A 13,547-nucleotide genomic window follows, 5' to 3' on the forward strand; every position below is an offset into this window, starting at 1 on the left:
AGTGGCATACCATGGCGACAGAACAGGCAACCAGGATCAACTACCGCATCGGTGGAATGGACGGCGCGAGCTGCGTCTCAAGAATCGTGAATGCGCTCACGCGCAACCTCATCGCAAGTCTTCTCTTCCTTTTGCCGGTCACCGCACTCGCCCACGAATTCAAGGCCGAAAGCCTGCTGATCGATCATCCCAAAGTGATCGAAACGCCGCCTGGCGCCAAGGTCGCCGCCGGGTATCTCACCGTCGTCAACCAGGGCCAGGCAGACGACCGCCTTGTCGCCATCGAGAGCGCGGGCATCCCGCGCATCGAGATGCACGCGTCGAAGATCATCGACGGCATCGCCAGCATGAAGCCCATGGAAGGTGGCCTGCCTCTTCCCGCCGGCAAGACCGTCGGTCTCGGTGAGGACGGCACGCACGCCATGTTCATGGACCTCACGAAGCAACTCAAGGAAGGCGAGAAAATCGAGGCCGTCCTCGTCTTCGAAAAGGCCGGCCGCGTGCCGGTCGTGTTCAATGTCGAAAAGCGCTCGGCGCAGAAGAACGAACGTCATGACCACCAGCAGTAAGTGGCCGCTTCTGCGGACGATCCGCTGGGCATGTTGGGCGCTGGTTGTCCTCGTCGTTGCGATCCTCTCTTTCGCCTGGGCGCAGAAGGAATTGCTGAAGCCGGCTGAGGTCAAGCCCTACGCGACGCCGTTCGAGTTGACCGACCAGAGCGGAAAGACCGTCACCGAACAGACGTTCCTCGGGACGCCGTCCGCCTGGTTCTTCGGTTTCACCCATTGTCCGGACGTCTGTCCGACAGCGCTTGCCGAAATGGCCCAGGCCCTCAAGGAACTCGGGTCGGACGCGAACAGGCTGACGGTCGTCTTCGTCAGCGTCGATCCGCAGCGTGATACGCCGGCGCTACTGAAGGACTACGTGGCCTATTTCGACGAGCGCATCGTGGCGCTCACAGGAACCGAAGAACAGCTGCGCGCGATGACCAAGGCACGCTTCGTCTTTTACAAGAAGGTCGGCAGCGGCGAGAGCTACGAGATGGAGCATACCGCCGGCATCCAGCTTGTGAGGGCCGATGGTCGCTTCTTCGGCACGCTGGACAGCCACGAGACGGCCGATGTCAGGTTGCAGAAGATTCGGCGGCTTATCAGTGAGTAGAACGAAATCAGGGACAATAAGGCGGCGCGCCGCGGAACAGCAACAGCTTGCAGCTGTCGGGCTCGCAGGCTTTAGCGGACCACGATTCGTGCCTTGGAAGGAACGCGGGTGTAAAGGTCCATGACGTCCTGATTGATCAGTCGGACACAGCCGGAAGAAACAGACTTCCCGATTGAACTCCACTCGCGCGTACCGTGCAGTCGGTAAGGTGTTGAGCAGCAGACGATTATCGTGGGCGCTTGACTCTGTAACAGCTATAGAGTGCAGCCTCCCCAATCCGAAGCCGATTGGAGAACTCGTTTGGCGCAGGTGATGCGGAAAGACAAAATCCTTTTGGCGATCGCAATCGCCCATACGCTCACTATCGTTTCGCTGGGGTACATCCTGCTCGGATTTGCGGGCATGGCGCTGTTTGCGATTGGCTTTGTGATCGGACTGGTATTCTGGCTGGCAGCGCCCGAAGGGATCGGATTCCGGAGAATCCGCCTACCCTACTTCCTAACCTTGGTTTTTTTGTTCTGCACAAAATCGAAGAACGCGAGATGGATTTTTTTCCCGCATTCTCTCGTCTGACTGGTGTTGCCACGCCTGAGGAAGGCTCTCCACTCTCCCTTCTGCTCTATGCGCTTGCGGCAGCTTGGCTATTGGTCCCAATCTTGCTGCGATGGCGCAATCCTCTCGGGGAATACCTGGCCTGGACGTTCTTCGCCTCTACGGGTCTGATAGAGTTGGCACACTTCGTCTTCCCGACTTTTGAGGACCGCCCCTACGGCTATTTCCCCGGTATGGCGACCGTCGTGCCGCTCATTCCCGCGGCGTGGTGGGGTCTCTACCGTATGAAATGGCCGCAAGCGTCACATGCCTGACGGAGAAAGCCTGATGCATTGGCGATGCCAGCAAAACTCCGTCCTGCCAGCTGAGGGGCATCCACCATGCCGGCCGATTCCAGACCGAGCAAGATTGCGCGAGCGATTCCTAGGGAAAAATGAGAACATGATGCGTCTTGGACTGTCGGTTTGCTTCATATGGTTTGTGGTCGATCAGGTGACGAAATGGTGGATCGTCACCCATCTGATGCATCCGCCACGGGTGATCCCGATTACCAGCTTTTTCAACATCGTTCTCGGTCGAAACACAGGCGTCAGCTTCGGATTATTGGGCGATGCGTCGCCGTGGTTGCTCGTCGCCATCGCGGCGGCTATCGTAACCATGTTGCTCATCTGGATGCGGCGCGCGGAATCACGCGTGTCTGGCGTAGCGCTTGGCCTTATTTCTGGAGGGGCCGCCGGAAATGTCGTCGATCGGCTGCGCCATGGCGGCGTTACGGATTTTCTGGATTTCTATCTCGGCGAATGGCACTGGCCAGCTTTCAACATGGCCGATGTCGGCGTCGTTTGCGGCGCCGTGCTGTTGCTGGTTGAGAGCCTCATCTTTGAAAACCATGTGAAGCGCGATGGCCGCGATGTTTCGCCCGGCTAGCCGCTACAATCTACGAAGGGAGAACCGAATGCCCCACCTGATCAATGGAGCCTTCTCGCGCGCTGGACTTTACCCGAAGGCATTCTCGTTAACCCACACGGTACGCAGGCTGATGCGCTTGCTTCGCTTTACCTTCACGCTCATCGCAGCTTTGATAGTATCCCACTCGCTGGCAGTCGCCGACCCGGCCGACAAGTCGCAGATCGAGCAGATCGTTCGAGATTACATTCTTGAGAACCCCGAGATAATCGAAGAGGCTTTGGGGGTCCTGCAAACACGAGCACAGGAGGCTGAAGCCAAGGCTCGAGCTTCCGCCGTCGCTGCAGAGCAAAATGCTCTGTTTCAGTCGGAAAACGATTTGGTGATGGGAAATCCCGATGGTGACGTGACGCTGGTGGAATTCTTCGACTTCAATTGCGGCTACTGCAAACGCGCCGCACCCGATGTCCAGGCTCTGGTCGCGAGCGATCCGAACCTGCGTGTTGTGTTGAAGGATTTTCCGATCCTGGGCGAACAGTCTGTCGAGGCTGCGAAAGTGGGACTTGCGGTGAAGCGGTTGATGGGCGCGACCGTCGCAGGAGAGTTCCACAAGAAACTGATTGGCCTGCAGGGACGCGCTGACGGTCGGCGCGCCATGGAACTGGCGCAGGAGTTAGGGGCGGATCGCCGGCGGCTGGAAGATGAGGCGGCTGGCAAGGAAGTCGAGGCGATCATTGCCAAGAATCTCGCGCTCGCACAGCGTCTCGGCCTCACCGGCACACCAACCTTTATCGTGGGAGATAGCGTCATACAGGGGGCGGTCGGAGTAGCCCCCCTCAGAGGGGCGATAAAGGCTGTGCGAAAGTAAAAGTTCACTACCTTCACTGCGATCGACCCCACTCAGCCAGCGCTTGTCCTGGATTGCGCATCGCGCCGGGCGCCAAGGATAAGCGGCAGCACTCGGGTCCGCCTCCAGGGTCGACCAAAGACATCGAGCCCCTCACCGGTGAAATTCCGTCATCGTGCAGAAACGTTCGCGGCAGATTTGAGGGCGAGGCGATCACGCCAGCAGCCAAGCCATGGCGGATCAGCACGGATCAGATCGTCAAGCGATTTCAGCGCAATACCAGTAAAGACGCAGTGTCGGATTGATCCGTATCGAGGCGGTTCGAACCTGCCCACCCTGGTGGGCGGGTGACCAAGTCAGGGTCATTGGCGCGGAAGGAGCGAGCAACTCCACACGAAGGAGCACAGATTACGTGCGCGGTTTAGGCTACCGATATCACAGAAAACCGCACGTCATGCCCCCCACATAAAACATCCGATAATGCATTATCATTCATTTCACTGACTATAGTGAAATTACGAAGATCCCGGCGCTATCTCACAACCTACCTGCTTCACCCGGAATCTACATGCAAATCGTCGGTCGAGCGCTTTGTGAAGCGAGCAAGCGGCCTGTCACTGGCTCGGGCCTGAGACTGAAAATGGCTTCCATCCAAACAATTCGGACGCGACGCGATCCGGATTGTTTGTCCCGCGCCACGGACTGACATGCTCCATTGATCTCGATGCGTGGGCTGTCTCGCCCCGCTGCGACCCATCTTGGGAGCCGATCATGCCAAATCCTCTACCGTCGCACCAACCCTTTGGCTGGGGAGCAGTCTTGCTTGGCGTAATTCTACTTGCACCCCTTGGGCTCCTGGCTTGGCACCTTGCCGATCGGCCGGCATCGCAGTTGAGCCTGCTTGCAGATACAGGTCGTGGTTTTGGAGTATTTCCCCCCGGACCGCCCTGGCTCTACGGGAAAGCCGGTGCTCGGTATACGCTGACCCTCCATGCCGATCTGGAATGCCCCTACTGCAAGACCTACTTCCCTCTCCTCAAGTCCTGGATCGACAAACATCCGGACACGATGCTGGAGTGGAGCCACCTGCCGCTACCCATTCATGAGCCGGCGGCGACTGAACTCGCTCTCATGGCCGAATGTGTCGGCGAAGCTGAAGGTCACGCGGCCTTCTGGGACGCGGCTACATGGATTTATCGCCATACCCGCAGCGATGGCCGCGGCCTGCCGCCCGGCGTCACCTATTCTGGTATCACGCCCACCGTCAAAGCCTGCGTAACCAGCGACCGCGCCAAATCCGTCGTTCGTGCCCAGATGCAAGCAGCCGCAGCCGAGAAGATCGACGCGACGCCGACGGTCAAGATACGCGACAGCGAAACGGGGAAATCCCTGCTCCTGCCCGGCCCCGTCGACGGCGATGCACTGCTCTCCGCGTTAGATCTGGTTTCGGCGGACGAGATATCGGCGCGCGCCGGCGAAAAACTGCCTGCCGACATCGTCGGCGAGCCCAGGTAGCCGCGATCTTCAAGGCTTCGGCGCCGGCCCCTCGGCGCTGATCGACCCCGTTCGCACAGCATCCGCCCGGCGAACGCCATCGCAAGATGGAGGATGCAGACTCGTCAACCATCGATCATCAACCGCCCGGGAGCACGCCTTTCGGGCAAATGCGTCTTCCGGCATATTCAGGAGCGCATATCATGAGCTTGCAAATCATCAATTTCCAGGGTGTTCCGCATATCGTCACCCCCTACCAGAAAGGCACCTATATCCGCGAGGACGCCTTCTGGCGGCAATTTCGCATCTCATGTTCGGGAGAACTGTCATTCATGGAAGACAATCCGATCTTCGGAACATGGCAGATAAGCTACGGCTTTTTCCTCGGCGAGCGCGGCCTTATCGGCGATGCCATGACTTTGGCGGAAACCCGCATTCGGGAACACAGCTTCGATCTTCCCGAGGACGCCGTCGGCTTTTCACCCGATATGATTTATATTCGCGACGAGCAGAAGCGGCTCGTCCTTGCCGGCCGGACGCGCGGCAGCCGTATCGACTGGTGCCGTCCCGTCTCCTCGGAACAAGAGGCGCGAGACATCATCAAGCAGTCCTCCACCCTCCACAGCGAGGGATCCTTCCAGTCAGGATGGGACAATTTCACGACAGCTAGGCACCTTCACCTTGATGCCGATAACCTTGAGGGACAATTGGTCGATCCGTTCTGGCGCGAGCACGCGCGAGTAGCCCTTTTGTCCAGGGGTCAATAATAAAAGTTGCGGGAGCCAACGGCTCCCGCATCGATACCAGTCATCCTGTCCGGGCGAGGCTCTTCCCCTGGTCCTGCCTCATCGCAAGGCACACGGCCATGACCGCGTCGTGGAAGTTCGCATGCGTCACCGCCTCGATCGGAGAAACCCCGTCCAAGTCGTCACAGGGGCGCGCCAGTAAGTGGTAGACCTGCCAGCTATCCAAATTCCATCCGTGCGTCAGAATCGCCTGTATGAACCTGTCCTTGAGCGGATCAAGATGCCAATCCGGAATTCGACGGCCAAGATTGCCCAAAGTGAGGGCAAGGAGTTTGCCCGCCCGGACATCGTAGTTGACCGACTGCCTGGCCTTGCCGACTGCCTTGGCAAAATCCACCACCGACAGGTTCTGAGGGGCGTTGAATATTTCCAGCATCTCAAGACGTTCTCGCTGGACGTCAGTGATTGCCTCCCCGAGAGCAGGCTTTTGCGGCGGAACCGCCGGGAGCCGGCTGATCGTCGGAGCGCTGTCGTCTCGTTCGTTTCCAGCCGCTGTGCTTGCGAATACCGGATCCTCACCCGTCAGCACGATATCGGATCCCTTTTGGGCGGAAAGAACAAGCGCGCCAGGAAGGTTCCGGCTCGCCTGTTCGACCCTGCCCTGCTCGAACAGGTCCAGCCGATCCGCCCAGTCCTGCATCATGCGCCGGCGTTGGTCGACATATTCGGCGTGATTATAGGCGGAACTGACCTTGTCGGGATCGGCATGGGAAAGCTGCGCGTCGACCCAGATTTTCGGATAGCCGATTTCGTTGAGGGCTGTCGAGATAGTCGCCCTGATGCCGTGTCCGGTCAGTCGATCCTGATAGCCAAGGCGTTTCAGTGCCGCGTTGAGCGTGTTTTCGCTCATCTGCTTTCGCGGATTCCAGGCATGGGAGAACAGATAGCGCTGCGCTGGCGCGGCAAGTTTCAGCATATGCCTGACGACCTCGATCGCCTGCACCGACAGCGGCACGATGTAGGGCGGAACATCGCGGGGGCTCTTCCGGCGCTTGCGCATTTCCAGTTGCAGCTGCTTCACGATCTCCGGCGGGATGATCCACAATCCCTTGCCGAGATCGAACTGGTCCGGGGTCGCCAGCCGCAACTCCCCGGTTCTGACGCCCGTCAGCATCAGGAGCCGCAGGCCCAACTGTGTCGGCAGCGCACCGGGATAGTTTCGCACCATGCGCAGGAAGGCGGGAAGCTCTTCCATCCGCAGATAGGGGTTGTGCCGCACCGGCGGCTGAGGAGCGGCAACGGCATCGAGATCCGATGCGGGGTTGTTTTCCATATCCGGCACCACGACGAGCGCATAGCGGAACATCTGGTTCAGCCATGTCCGTACCTTGTCCGCGACGGAGAAACTCTTGCGGCGCTCGATACGGTCGACAACGGCAAGAAGGTCATGCCGCCTGATCTCGCGGATCGGCCGCTTGCCGAGCTTGGGCAGGACGTCCTTCGCGAAGATGCGCCGGATTTGGGTCAGCGTCGTTTGACGCCCTTCCTTGAGCGCAAGCGACCGGCGCTCGAACCATCGTTGATAGACGACCCGGAAGGTATTGCTATCGGAACTTGAGAGCGCGCGCCTTTTTTCTTCGCGATGAACCTGCGGATCGTTTCCCCCCGCGAGGACCGCGTTGGCTTCGTCACGGAGAGCGCGCGCCTGCTGAAGGCTGAGTTCGGGATAGGTCCCGAGTGAAAGACGCCTGCGCCTGTCGGCCCAGATGTAGCGATAGTGCCACGATTTCACGCCGTTCGCCGCAACGAACAGAGACAGACCGTCCGAATCGTTGATCGTGTAGCCCTTGGCGGATTTCTTAGCCTGTCGAATGACGACGTCGGTAAGTGCCATGTTCCAACTCCTGATTTTTAGGTCAGGGCCGGATTTTTGGCTCGCTCGCCTCACACCTCCAGCAACAATCCGGAACCGTCAGCGCCCGCTTTGATGTACCATCTAATGTACCATTTTGGGGTGGCTGTGGGTGGTTTCCGGTGGACGTCACTGGACTGCAATAAGGCGATTATCCTTCCAATTTCAATGGCTTGCAGAATTCCATGGAATTCGGCGGAAGCCATGATGGAGCGGGTAGCGGGAATCGAACCCGCGTATTCAGCTTGGAAGGCTGCTGCTCTACCATTGAGCTATACCCGCGGCGTGGTCCGATCCTCGTGACAGAATGGTGGAGGGAGTTGGATTTGAACCAACGTAGGCTGAGCCAACGGATTTACAGTCCGTCCCCTTTAACCACTCGGGCATCCCTCCATTATTCCGTCGGGATCAAGCGACCAAGTATGTTCAGATCGAAGTCTTGTTTCTGCCGGAGCAGTGCGCCCCCTCAATCTGCGCCGGGTATATGACCGCCCCGTTTCTTCCTGTCAACACAGTGCCTTGGAAAAAGTTGGGAAAAAATGCATCGCCTTCCCCGCCCCCGGCACGATCAATGGAATTGCGCAATCCGCACCGGCAGCTATAAGGCGCTATGAGCAAAGATGACGCTGGCGGCAAGAGCGCCAAAGACACCCATTACGCAAAGCTTCGGCGCGCGCATCGCGACCAGAAGCGCGAACGTGGCGAAATACCGACGCCGAAGAGCGACCGCCGCCACAAGCAGGCGGAAGGCTGGAAGGCGCCGGCGCTCGCGCCCGACCAGGTGTTTCTCTATGGCCTTCATACGGTGCGTGCCGCACTCGACAATCCGGAACGGCAGATCATCCGCCTTTCGGTCACGCAGAATGCCGCCCAGCGCCTCGACCTGCCCGACCCGGCAACACTTCCCTATCCTGTGGAAAACGTCTTGCCGTCCGATATCGACAAGATCCTCGGGCCGGAGGCGATCCATCAAGGCGTGATGCTCGAGACCCGACCGCTGCCGGTTCGCAGGCTTGGCGCGCTCAAGGAGAGCCCGCTGATCCTCGTGCTCGATCAGGTGACGGATCCGCACAATGTCGGCGCGATCCTGCGCACGGCGGTTGCCTTTGGCGCCGGCGCCGTCATCACCACCATGCGCCACTCCCCCACCGAATCGGGCGTGCTCGCAAAATCGGCCTCCGGCGCGCTCGAACTGATCCCTTACATCCAGATCACCAACCTTGCGGACGCTCTGGAGGAACTGCACGCGCTCGGCTTCACGTCGATCGGTCTAGATTCGGAAGGACCGGCGCCGTTCGAGGCCACGCTTTCAGGCGACAAGGTCGCGCTGGTGCTCGGATCGGAGGGCAAGGGCTTGCGGCAGAAGACGAGAGCAACCTGCAAGGCGCTGGCCCGCCTCGACATGCCGGGCGCGATCAAGTCGCTGAACGTTTCGAACGCCGCGGCCATCGCACTCTATGCGGCGCGACAGTTTCTGGCAAAATAGTCCCCGCCCTGCGACCAGAGGATAGACCGACCAGCGTATACGCGTCGCCGACGCATTCGCGTGGGAGCGGCGGGCGTCACGCAACCGGACTCACAAGGCAGCAGGCGTAGCCGCGGGCTGCCCCGTGGTAGCCGCCGCGGGGCATTCGTCCTGCACCTTCTTCCAGTTGGGGACGTTCAGCGCCATCTCGCAGCGGGCGAGATAGCGCCGGCCATCGACATTGAGGCACGCCACCGCTCCCAGCTGATGGCGGCTGCCATCGCGGTTGCGACAGGTGCAGCCGGTGTGCTGCGCCGCATCCGCCGCCCACGCGGCAGCGTCCACCAAAGCAAGCAGAAATACCAGCAGGCAAAGCAAGAGCCGCATCGATCGCCTCCGCGTACCCTCTCCACCCGACAGTGTAGCCCCTTTCCCGCGGCTGTCGAGACAACGAGCCGCCGCGCGTCTCGGAACACGGCAACAGGCCCGCCGGACGACTGTCCCACGGGCCCTAAAATTCCGCTCGACGCGTTCAGTCCGGCAGTTCTCAGCCTGCCAGCTTCAGCGAGCCGAGGCCGGAGATCGTCGCTTCGGCCTCGGAAATGGCCGTCGCCTTCTGGTCGGCGCCGAGGTTCAGGCCCTCCGCACGGACGAACTCGACGTCGGTGATGCCGATGAAGCCGAACACCGCCGTCAGGTAGCTTTCCTGATGGTCCATGGCCGCGGCCGGCCCGCTGCTGTAGTGGCCGCCGCGGGTGGAGACGACGATCACCTTCTTGCCGGTGGCAAGTCCCTCCGGACCATTCGCGGTGTAGCGGAAGGTCTTTCCCGCCACGGCAATGCGATCGATCCATGCCTTCAGCTGGCTCGGCAGCGAGAAATTGTACATCGGCGCGCCGACGACAATCGTATCGGCGGCGAGGAACTCATCGAGGACGATGGCGCTGTTCCTCACGTCGGCTGCAACCTGCGCATCCAGTTCGCCAGGCTTGGCGTTGGCGGCCATCAGATGGGCGCCGGTCAGGTGCGGAAGCGCCTCGGCGACGAGGTCGCGATAAGTGACGGTTGCGGACGGATCGTCGGCCTTGATCTGCGCCACGATCGCTGCCGTCAGGCGACGGGACACGGAGTGGTCTCCGAGAATGCCGGAGTCGATATGGAGGACGTTCATGATGTGGTGCCTCTGTGTTGAATTCGGTTGACACCTATATGTCGCGAAAACAATCAGCCGATTAGCCGGCCCAAATCCAATTGACTGTTTCCCTGCAGAAACAATAATGGCGATCGCCCGAAAGGAAGCCCCATGCAGGACCTGAACGACCTCGCCCTTTTCGCCGCCGTCGTGAAGCACAGGGGGTTCACGGCTGCCGCCAATGCCCTCGGCGTGCCGAAATCCAAAATCTCCAAGCGTGTTGCACAGCTTGAGGAGCAGCTCGGCGTGCGTCTGCTGGAGCGCTCGACCCGCAAGCTGCGCGTGACCGATATCGGCCAGACGTTCTACGAGCGCTGCGAGACGATACTTGCCGGAGTGGACGCGGCGGAAGCTGTCATCGCCGCAGCCAAGTCGGAACCGGCCGGTCCGGTACGGCTGGCGATGCCACCTGGCTTTGCACCGATCCTTGCAAACATCCTGCCGACGTTTCTCAAGCGCTTTCCCGATATCCGCCTGGCGATCCTGATGACCAATCGCCCCGTCGATCTGATCGAGGAGCGTGTCGACGTCGCGCTGAGGGTGCGGGCCAGCTATGACGGCGACCAGTCGATCGTGGTTCGCAAATTCGGCGACACGCGCCAGCTATTGGCGGCAAGCCCGGCATTCATCGCGCGCCATGGCCCGATCACTTTCGAAAACCTGGCGCAGATGCCGACGATCGCGATGCAGGAAAATCCGGGCCGCGCCATCTGGACGCTCGTCGACGACGCCGGCGCCTTTCGCGACGTCGCCCATAATCCGGTCCTCTCCTGCATCGATTCGGCATCCTCGAACGCGCAGCGATCGAAGGTATCGGCGTCGGGCTGCTGCCGGACACCATCGCCGAAAGAGGTTTCCGCGCCGGCGTGCTCACCCCCGTTCTCCCCCGATGGGGTTCCCCGCAGTCGAGCATGCATGCCGCCTTCACCTCCCGTCACGGAATGCTGCCGGCGGTCCGCGCCCTGATCGACTTCCTCGCCGAAACGCTGCCCCACACCGTCCAAATGTGCAAGGAAACCGTTTCGCCGACGCCGGCCAGTCTCGACTGGACGATCTGAGGGCATTTTTCGCTTTACAGCCGGAAAGAATATGCTACTCCCTCCCCGAGTGCCCTTATAGCTCAGTTGGTAGAGCACCTGATTTGTAATCAGGGGGTCCCGGGTTCGAGTCCTGGTGGGGGCACCAACAATTTCAAGGGGTTAGGGTGAGCCCTAGCCCCTTTTTCATGCGCCATCACTTTCCGCAATTACCTTGTTTTTCGGGGATTCTCCTGAATTTCCGGCCGTTCCATGGCGCAGAAAAGCCCGCGTCCAGTGATGGGAAGCGGGCTCAACTCGGAACTGGCGGAACGGCCGGGCAAACCGCCAGCCATCCGACGGTGCATGCCCAAGCGTTGTAAGCGGCAACCCCCTGAATGATTGTGCTCAAGGCGACAAGCGCGGCCGTGACCGTCACGATGACAGCAGAAGCCTTCTGCCACCAGGACAGGACGAGCAATTTCTGAACCTTGAGCAACCGACCATTCCAATAGAACGCGCCTTTCCTGTCGATCCCGAGATTGTTCAACTCCGATATGCCGATTTGGCGAATCCCTTCGGGCCATTCCTCGGGGTCTGGAACGGAAATCGGCACTTCGCGCAACGCTCTTTCACGCTCCTGCTCGCTGTAGCCCATTCAGTGTCCCTCCGGTTTGCCGGAAACCACAGAACAAGCCAAATGCGTGATCACGTCAAGCGGCGCGTGCCCATGCCGGCGGTGAGTCGGCGGCATTCACGCCGGTCTTTCTTTCCGACGCTTCCGGCGTGGCCCTCGTCCAGCGCGCGAGGGCCTGCGCGAGCGTTCTGGGAAATAAACTTCTTCACAAAACCAAGATCTTACAAACCTTTCGCGGCGAAGCTTCCCAATAAAAGGCGATGGCACCATTGTAATATTCCAAATTGAGTTTATATATTGGCCATCGACCATTGCTTGTGACGCCGGTCCAGAGCTTCGCTCCCGTCGGATTTCCTCTCAACACATCGATCTAATCCCGCAAGGCATGTCGGGAACAACAGCGATTGCTTCGAAAGGAAATCGTTATGAATACTGGTACAGTTAAGTGGTTCAACGCCACCAAGGGCTTCGGCTTCATTGAGCCTGACAACGGCAGCACCGACGTGTTTGTCCATATCTCCGCGGTTGAGCGTGCCGGTCTTGGTTCGCTCGTCGACGGACAGAAGGTTCGCTTCGACATCGTTCAAGACCGCAAGTCCGGAAAGAATTCCGCTGACAACCTGCAGGCTGCTTGAACTATCACTCGGTCGCGCTGACCACGGATGTACTGGCAGCGTAGATGAGTGAAACTGAGAGGTCGGGTTAACGCCCGGCCTTTTATTTTTCGGCAATGGGAGTTCTCATGCCAAGACATCAATATCGTCCGGGCGACACCGTTATTTTGAAAGCCCGAGTGCTCGGAAGCACGCAGCCGCAGGGAACGGGACGGATCGTATCCCAACTGCCGGAAACGAACGGCTCACTCCGATATCGGGTGCAGTTTTCGAGCGAGAATTTTGAGCGCAGCATCGAGCAGGACGAGATCGATACGGTCGTGTCGGCAACAACTGCGCACCGGCCCCACCGCGTAGCAGACAACGGCGGAATCGGAAGCTGGGTCAAGACCAACGCGATCAGAACCAGGAAATAGCAGCCAGACTGCATCAGGAGATATCTTGCAAGTTATCGTCAGAGACAACAATATCGAACAAGCATTGCGCGTCCTGAAAAAGCGGATGCAGCGCGAGGGCATCTTCCGCGAGATGAAGGCCCGCAGCTCCTTCGAGAAGCCGTCCGAGAAGCGAGTCCGCGAAAAGGCCGAGGCCGTTCGGCGTGCCCGTAAGCTTGCGCGCAAGAAGGCCCAGCGCGAAGGTTTGCTGCCAGCCCCCAAGAAGAAACCCCGCGCCTCAAGCCGCTGACGACAAGGAGGATTGAATGGCCGCCACCAAAGAGGAATTCTTCAAGCGGACCAAATCGTCGGCGGAAGAGAAAGCTGCTCAGACGAACGCCGCCGCCCGGGACATAATCGCTGCGGAGGCGGTGAAACGTGCATTGAAAACAGAACGCCTTCGCCTGCTTCGGGAGGCGCAAGCCGGCGAGCGGGTGGATGAGCCGGTCGCACAGAAGCCGAAATCGCGCACGTCGAAAAAGAAGTAAGAGCGAATATCTACGCGCCTCAGACTGGCTGCTCGATGAAACCGACGGGCCCAGGCATTCGTTCTGATGGAACAGAAGTGGGA

The 13,547-nt window shown here is 59.8% G+C and carries 19 protein-coding genes, 3 tRNA genes and 2 pseudogenes; 16 read left to right on the forward strand and 8 right to left on the reverse strand.

Annotation, left to right across the window (positions count from 1 at the left end):
* The first annotated feature begins 11 nt into the window (after nt 1–11).
* Both CRO48_RS20165 and CRO48_RS20170 read left to right on the forward strand, forming a co-directional pair.
* Nucleotides 12–569: a copper chaperone PCu(A)C gene (locus tag CRO48_RS20165; protein WP_245423587.1), complete on the forward strand. Its 558-nt coding sequence runs from the start codon at nt 12–14 to the stop codon at nt 567–569.
* Entirely contained in the window at nt 553–1,161 is a 609-nt protein-coding gene (locus tag CRO48_RS20170) for an SCO family protein (RefSeq protein ID WP_176526829.1), read from the forward strand. The genes CRO48_RS20165 and CRO48_RS20170 overlap by 17 nt, the downstream gene beginning before the upstream one ends.
* 71 nt (nt 1,162–1,232) lie before the next feature.
* Here the strand turns inward: CRO48_RS20170 and CRO48_RS20175 are convergent.
* A pseudogene (locus CRO48_RS20175) lies at nt 1,233–1,373 on the reverse strand (L,D-transpeptidase); the annotation flags it as partial.
* A gap of 88 nt (nt 1,374–1,461) precedes the next feature.
* On the opposite strand from CRO48_RS20175, the gene CRO48_RS32935 reads away from it, so the two are divergent.
* The 4 genes from CRO48_RS32935 to CRO48_RS20190 all read left to right on the forward strand — a co-directional run bounded on the left by CRO48_RS32935 (nt 1,462) and on the right by CRO48_RS20190 (nt 3,487).
* A complete protein-coding gene (locus CRO48_RS32935; RefSeq protein WP_245423588.1) occupies nt 1,462–1,734 on the forward strand; it encodes a hypothetical protein in 273 nt (90 codons plus the stop codon).
* Nucleotides 1,704–2,027 (forward strand): hypothetical protein, encoded by a 324-nt coding sequence (locus CRO48_RS32940; protein WP_245423589.1) that lies wholly within the window; start codon nt 1,704–1,706, stop codon nt 2,025–2,027. The genes CRO48_RS32935 and CRO48_RS32940 overlap by 31 nt, the downstream gene beginning before the upstream one ends.
* Before the next feature lie 127 nt (nt 2,028–2,154).
* A complete protein-coding gene (gene lspA / locus CRO48_RS20185; RefSeq protein ID WP_097141666.1) occupies nt 2,155–2,640 on the forward strand; it encodes a signal peptidase II in 486 nt (161 codons plus the stop codon).
* A 28-nt stretch (nt 2,641–2,668) separates the two neighbouring features.
* Nucleotides 2,669–3,487 carry a DsbA family protein gene (locus tag CRO48_RS20190; protein WP_245423590.1) on the forward strand — a complete coding sequence of 273 codons (819 nt, stop codon included), beginning with the start codon at nt 2,669–2,671 and terminating at the stop codon, nt 3,485–3,487.
* Between the two features lie 149 nt (nt 3,488–3,636).
* Here the strand turns inward: CRO48_RS20190 and CRO48_RS32945 are convergent, their stop codons facing one another.
* Nucleotides 3,637–3,801 carry a DUF1403 family protein gene (locus tag CRO48_RS32945; protein WP_407071943.1) on the reverse strand — a complete coding sequence of 55 codons (165 nt, stop codon included), beginning with the start codon at nt 3,799–3,801 and terminating at the stop codon, nt 3,637–3,639.
* Nucleotides 3,802–4,357: 556 nt separating this feature from the next.
* Here CRO48_RS32945 and CRO48_RS20200 point away from each other — a divergent pair.
* Nucleotides 4,358–4,981, forward strand: coding sequence for a DsbA family protein (locus CRO48_RS20200; protein WP_176526830.1), 624 nt, complete (start codon nt 4,358–4,360; stop codon nt 4,979–4,981).
* An 86-nt stretch (nt 4,982–5,067) separates the two neighbouring features.
* Nucleotides 5,068–5,727, forward strand: coding sequence for a hypothetical protein (locus tag CRO48_RS20205; protein WP_210202008.1), 660 nt, complete (start codon nt 5,068–5,070; stop codon nt 5,725–5,727).
* A gap of 40 nt (nt 5,728–5,767) precedes the next feature.
* On the opposite strand, the gene CRO48_RS20210 is transcribed toward CRO48_RS20205, so the two are convergent.
* The 3 genes from CRO48_RS20210 to CRO48_RS20220 all read right to left on the reverse strand — a co-directional run bounded on the left by CRO48_RS20210 (nt 5,768) and on the right by CRO48_RS20220 (nt 8,011).
* Nucleotides 5,768–7,600 carry a tyrosine-type recombinase/integrase gene (locus CRO48_RS20210; RefSeq protein WP_097141669.1) on the reverse strand — a complete coding sequence of 611 codons (1,833 nt, stop codon included), beginning with the start codon at nt 7,598–7,600 and terminating at the stop codon, nt 5,768–5,770.
* Nucleotides 7,601–7,826: 226 nt separating this feature from the next.
* Nucleotides 7,827–7,900: transfer RNA gene (locus CRO48_RS20215), tRNA-Gly, on the reverse strand.
* A 26-nt stretch (nt 7,901–7,926) separates the two neighbouring features.
* Nucleotides 7,927–8,011, reverse strand: a tRNA-Tyr gene (locus CRO48_RS20220).
* 217 nt (nt 8,012–8,228) lie between these two features.
* Between CRO48_RS20220 and CRO48_RS20225 the strand changes: the two genes are divergently transcribed.
* Nucleotides 8,229–9,104, forward strand: coding sequence for a TrmH family RNA methyltransferase (locus tag CRO48_RS20225; protein ID WP_097141670.1), 876 nt, complete (start codon nt 8,229–8,231; stop codon nt 9,102–9,104).
* A gap of 90 nt (nt 9,105–9,194) precedes the next feature.
* Here the strand turns inward: CRO48_RS20225 and CRO48_RS20230 are convergent, their stop codons facing one another.
* Nucleotides 9,195–9,470: a hypothetical protein gene (locus CRO48_RS20230; RefSeq protein WP_097141671.1), complete on the reverse strand. Its 276-nt coding sequence runs from the start codon at nt 9,468–9,470 to the stop codon at nt 9,195–9,197.
* Between the two features lie 160 nt (nt 9,471–9,630).
* Nucleotides 9,631–10,254 (reverse strand): FMN-dependent NADH-azoreductase, encoded by a 624-nt coding sequence (locus CRO48_RS20235; RefSeq protein WP_097141672.1) that lies wholly within the window; start codon nt 10,252–10,254, stop codon nt 9,631–9,633.
* Nucleotides 10,255–10,386: 132 nt separating this feature from the next.
* On the opposite strand from CRO48_RS20235, the pseudogene CRO48_RS33265 reads away from it, so the two are divergent.
* The 3 genes and pseudogenes from CRO48_RS33265 to CRO48_RS20245 all read left to right on the forward strand — a co-directional run.
* Nucleotides 10,387–10,989 (forward strand): annotated as a pseudogene (locus tag CRO48_RS33265) (LysR family transcriptional regulator); the annotation flags it as partial.
* 125 nt (nt 10,990–11,114) lie between these two features.
* Complete coding sequence (locus CRO48_RS33270; protein WP_280952685.1) at nt 11,115–11,333, forward strand: type 2 periplasmic-binding domain-containing protein; 219 nt, start codon at nt 11,115–11,117, stop codon at nt 11,331–11,333.
* A 51-nt stretch (nt 11,334–11,384) separates the two neighbouring features.
* Nucleotides 11,385–11,460, forward strand: a tRNA-Thr gene (locus CRO48_RS20245).
* Nucleotides 11,461–11,604: 144 nt separating this feature from the next.
* On the opposite strand, the gene CRO48_RS20250 is transcribed toward CRO48_RS20245, so the two are convergent.
* Nucleotides 11,605–11,949: a hypothetical protein gene (locus CRO48_RS20250; RefSeq protein WP_097141673.1), complete on the reverse strand. Its 345-nt coding sequence runs from the start codon at nt 11,947–11,949 to the stop codon at nt 11,605–11,607.
* A 404-nt stretch (nt 11,950–12,353) separates the two neighbouring features.
* Between CRO48_RS20250 and CRO48_RS20255 the strand changes: the two genes are divergently transcribed.
* The 4 genes from CRO48_RS20255 to CRO48_RS20270 all read left to right on the forward strand — a co-directional run bounded on the left by CRO48_RS20255 (nt 12,354) and on the right by CRO48_RS20270 (nt 13,464).
* The gene (locus tag CRO48_RS20255) at nt 12,354–12,563 is read left to right on the forward strand and encodes a cold-shock protein (protein ID WP_097141674.1); all 210 of its coding nucleotides are present in this window, start codon (nt 12,354–12,356) and stop codon (nt 12,561–12,563) included.
* A gap of 107 nt (nt 12,564–12,670) precedes the next feature.
* Complete coding sequence (locus tag CRO48_RS20260; RefSeq protein WP_141402083.1) at nt 12,671–12,958, forward strand: cold-shock protein; 288 nt, start codon at nt 12,671–12,673, stop codon at nt 12,956–12,958.
* Nucleotides 12,959–12,983: 25 nt separating this feature from the next.
* A complete protein-coding gene (gene rpsU, locus CRO48_RS20265; protein WP_097141676.1) occupies nt 12,984–13,226 on the forward strand; it encodes a 30S ribosomal protein S21 in 243 nt (80 codons plus the stop codon).
* 16 nt (nt 13,227–13,242) lie between these two features.
* Complete coding sequence (locus CRO48_RS20270; protein WP_097141677.1) at nt 13,243–13,464, forward strand: hypothetical protein; 222 nt, start codon at nt 13,243–13,245, stop codon at nt 13,462–13,464.
* The last annotated feature ends 83 nt before the right edge of the window (nt 13,465–13,547 follow it).

Origin of the sequence: Rhizobium subbaraonis, from assembly GCF_900220975.1 — a bacterium.
Classification (GTDB): domain Bacteria; phylum Pseudomonadota; class Alphaproteobacteria; order Rhizobiales; family Rhizobiaceae; genus Mycoplana; species Mycoplana subbaraonis.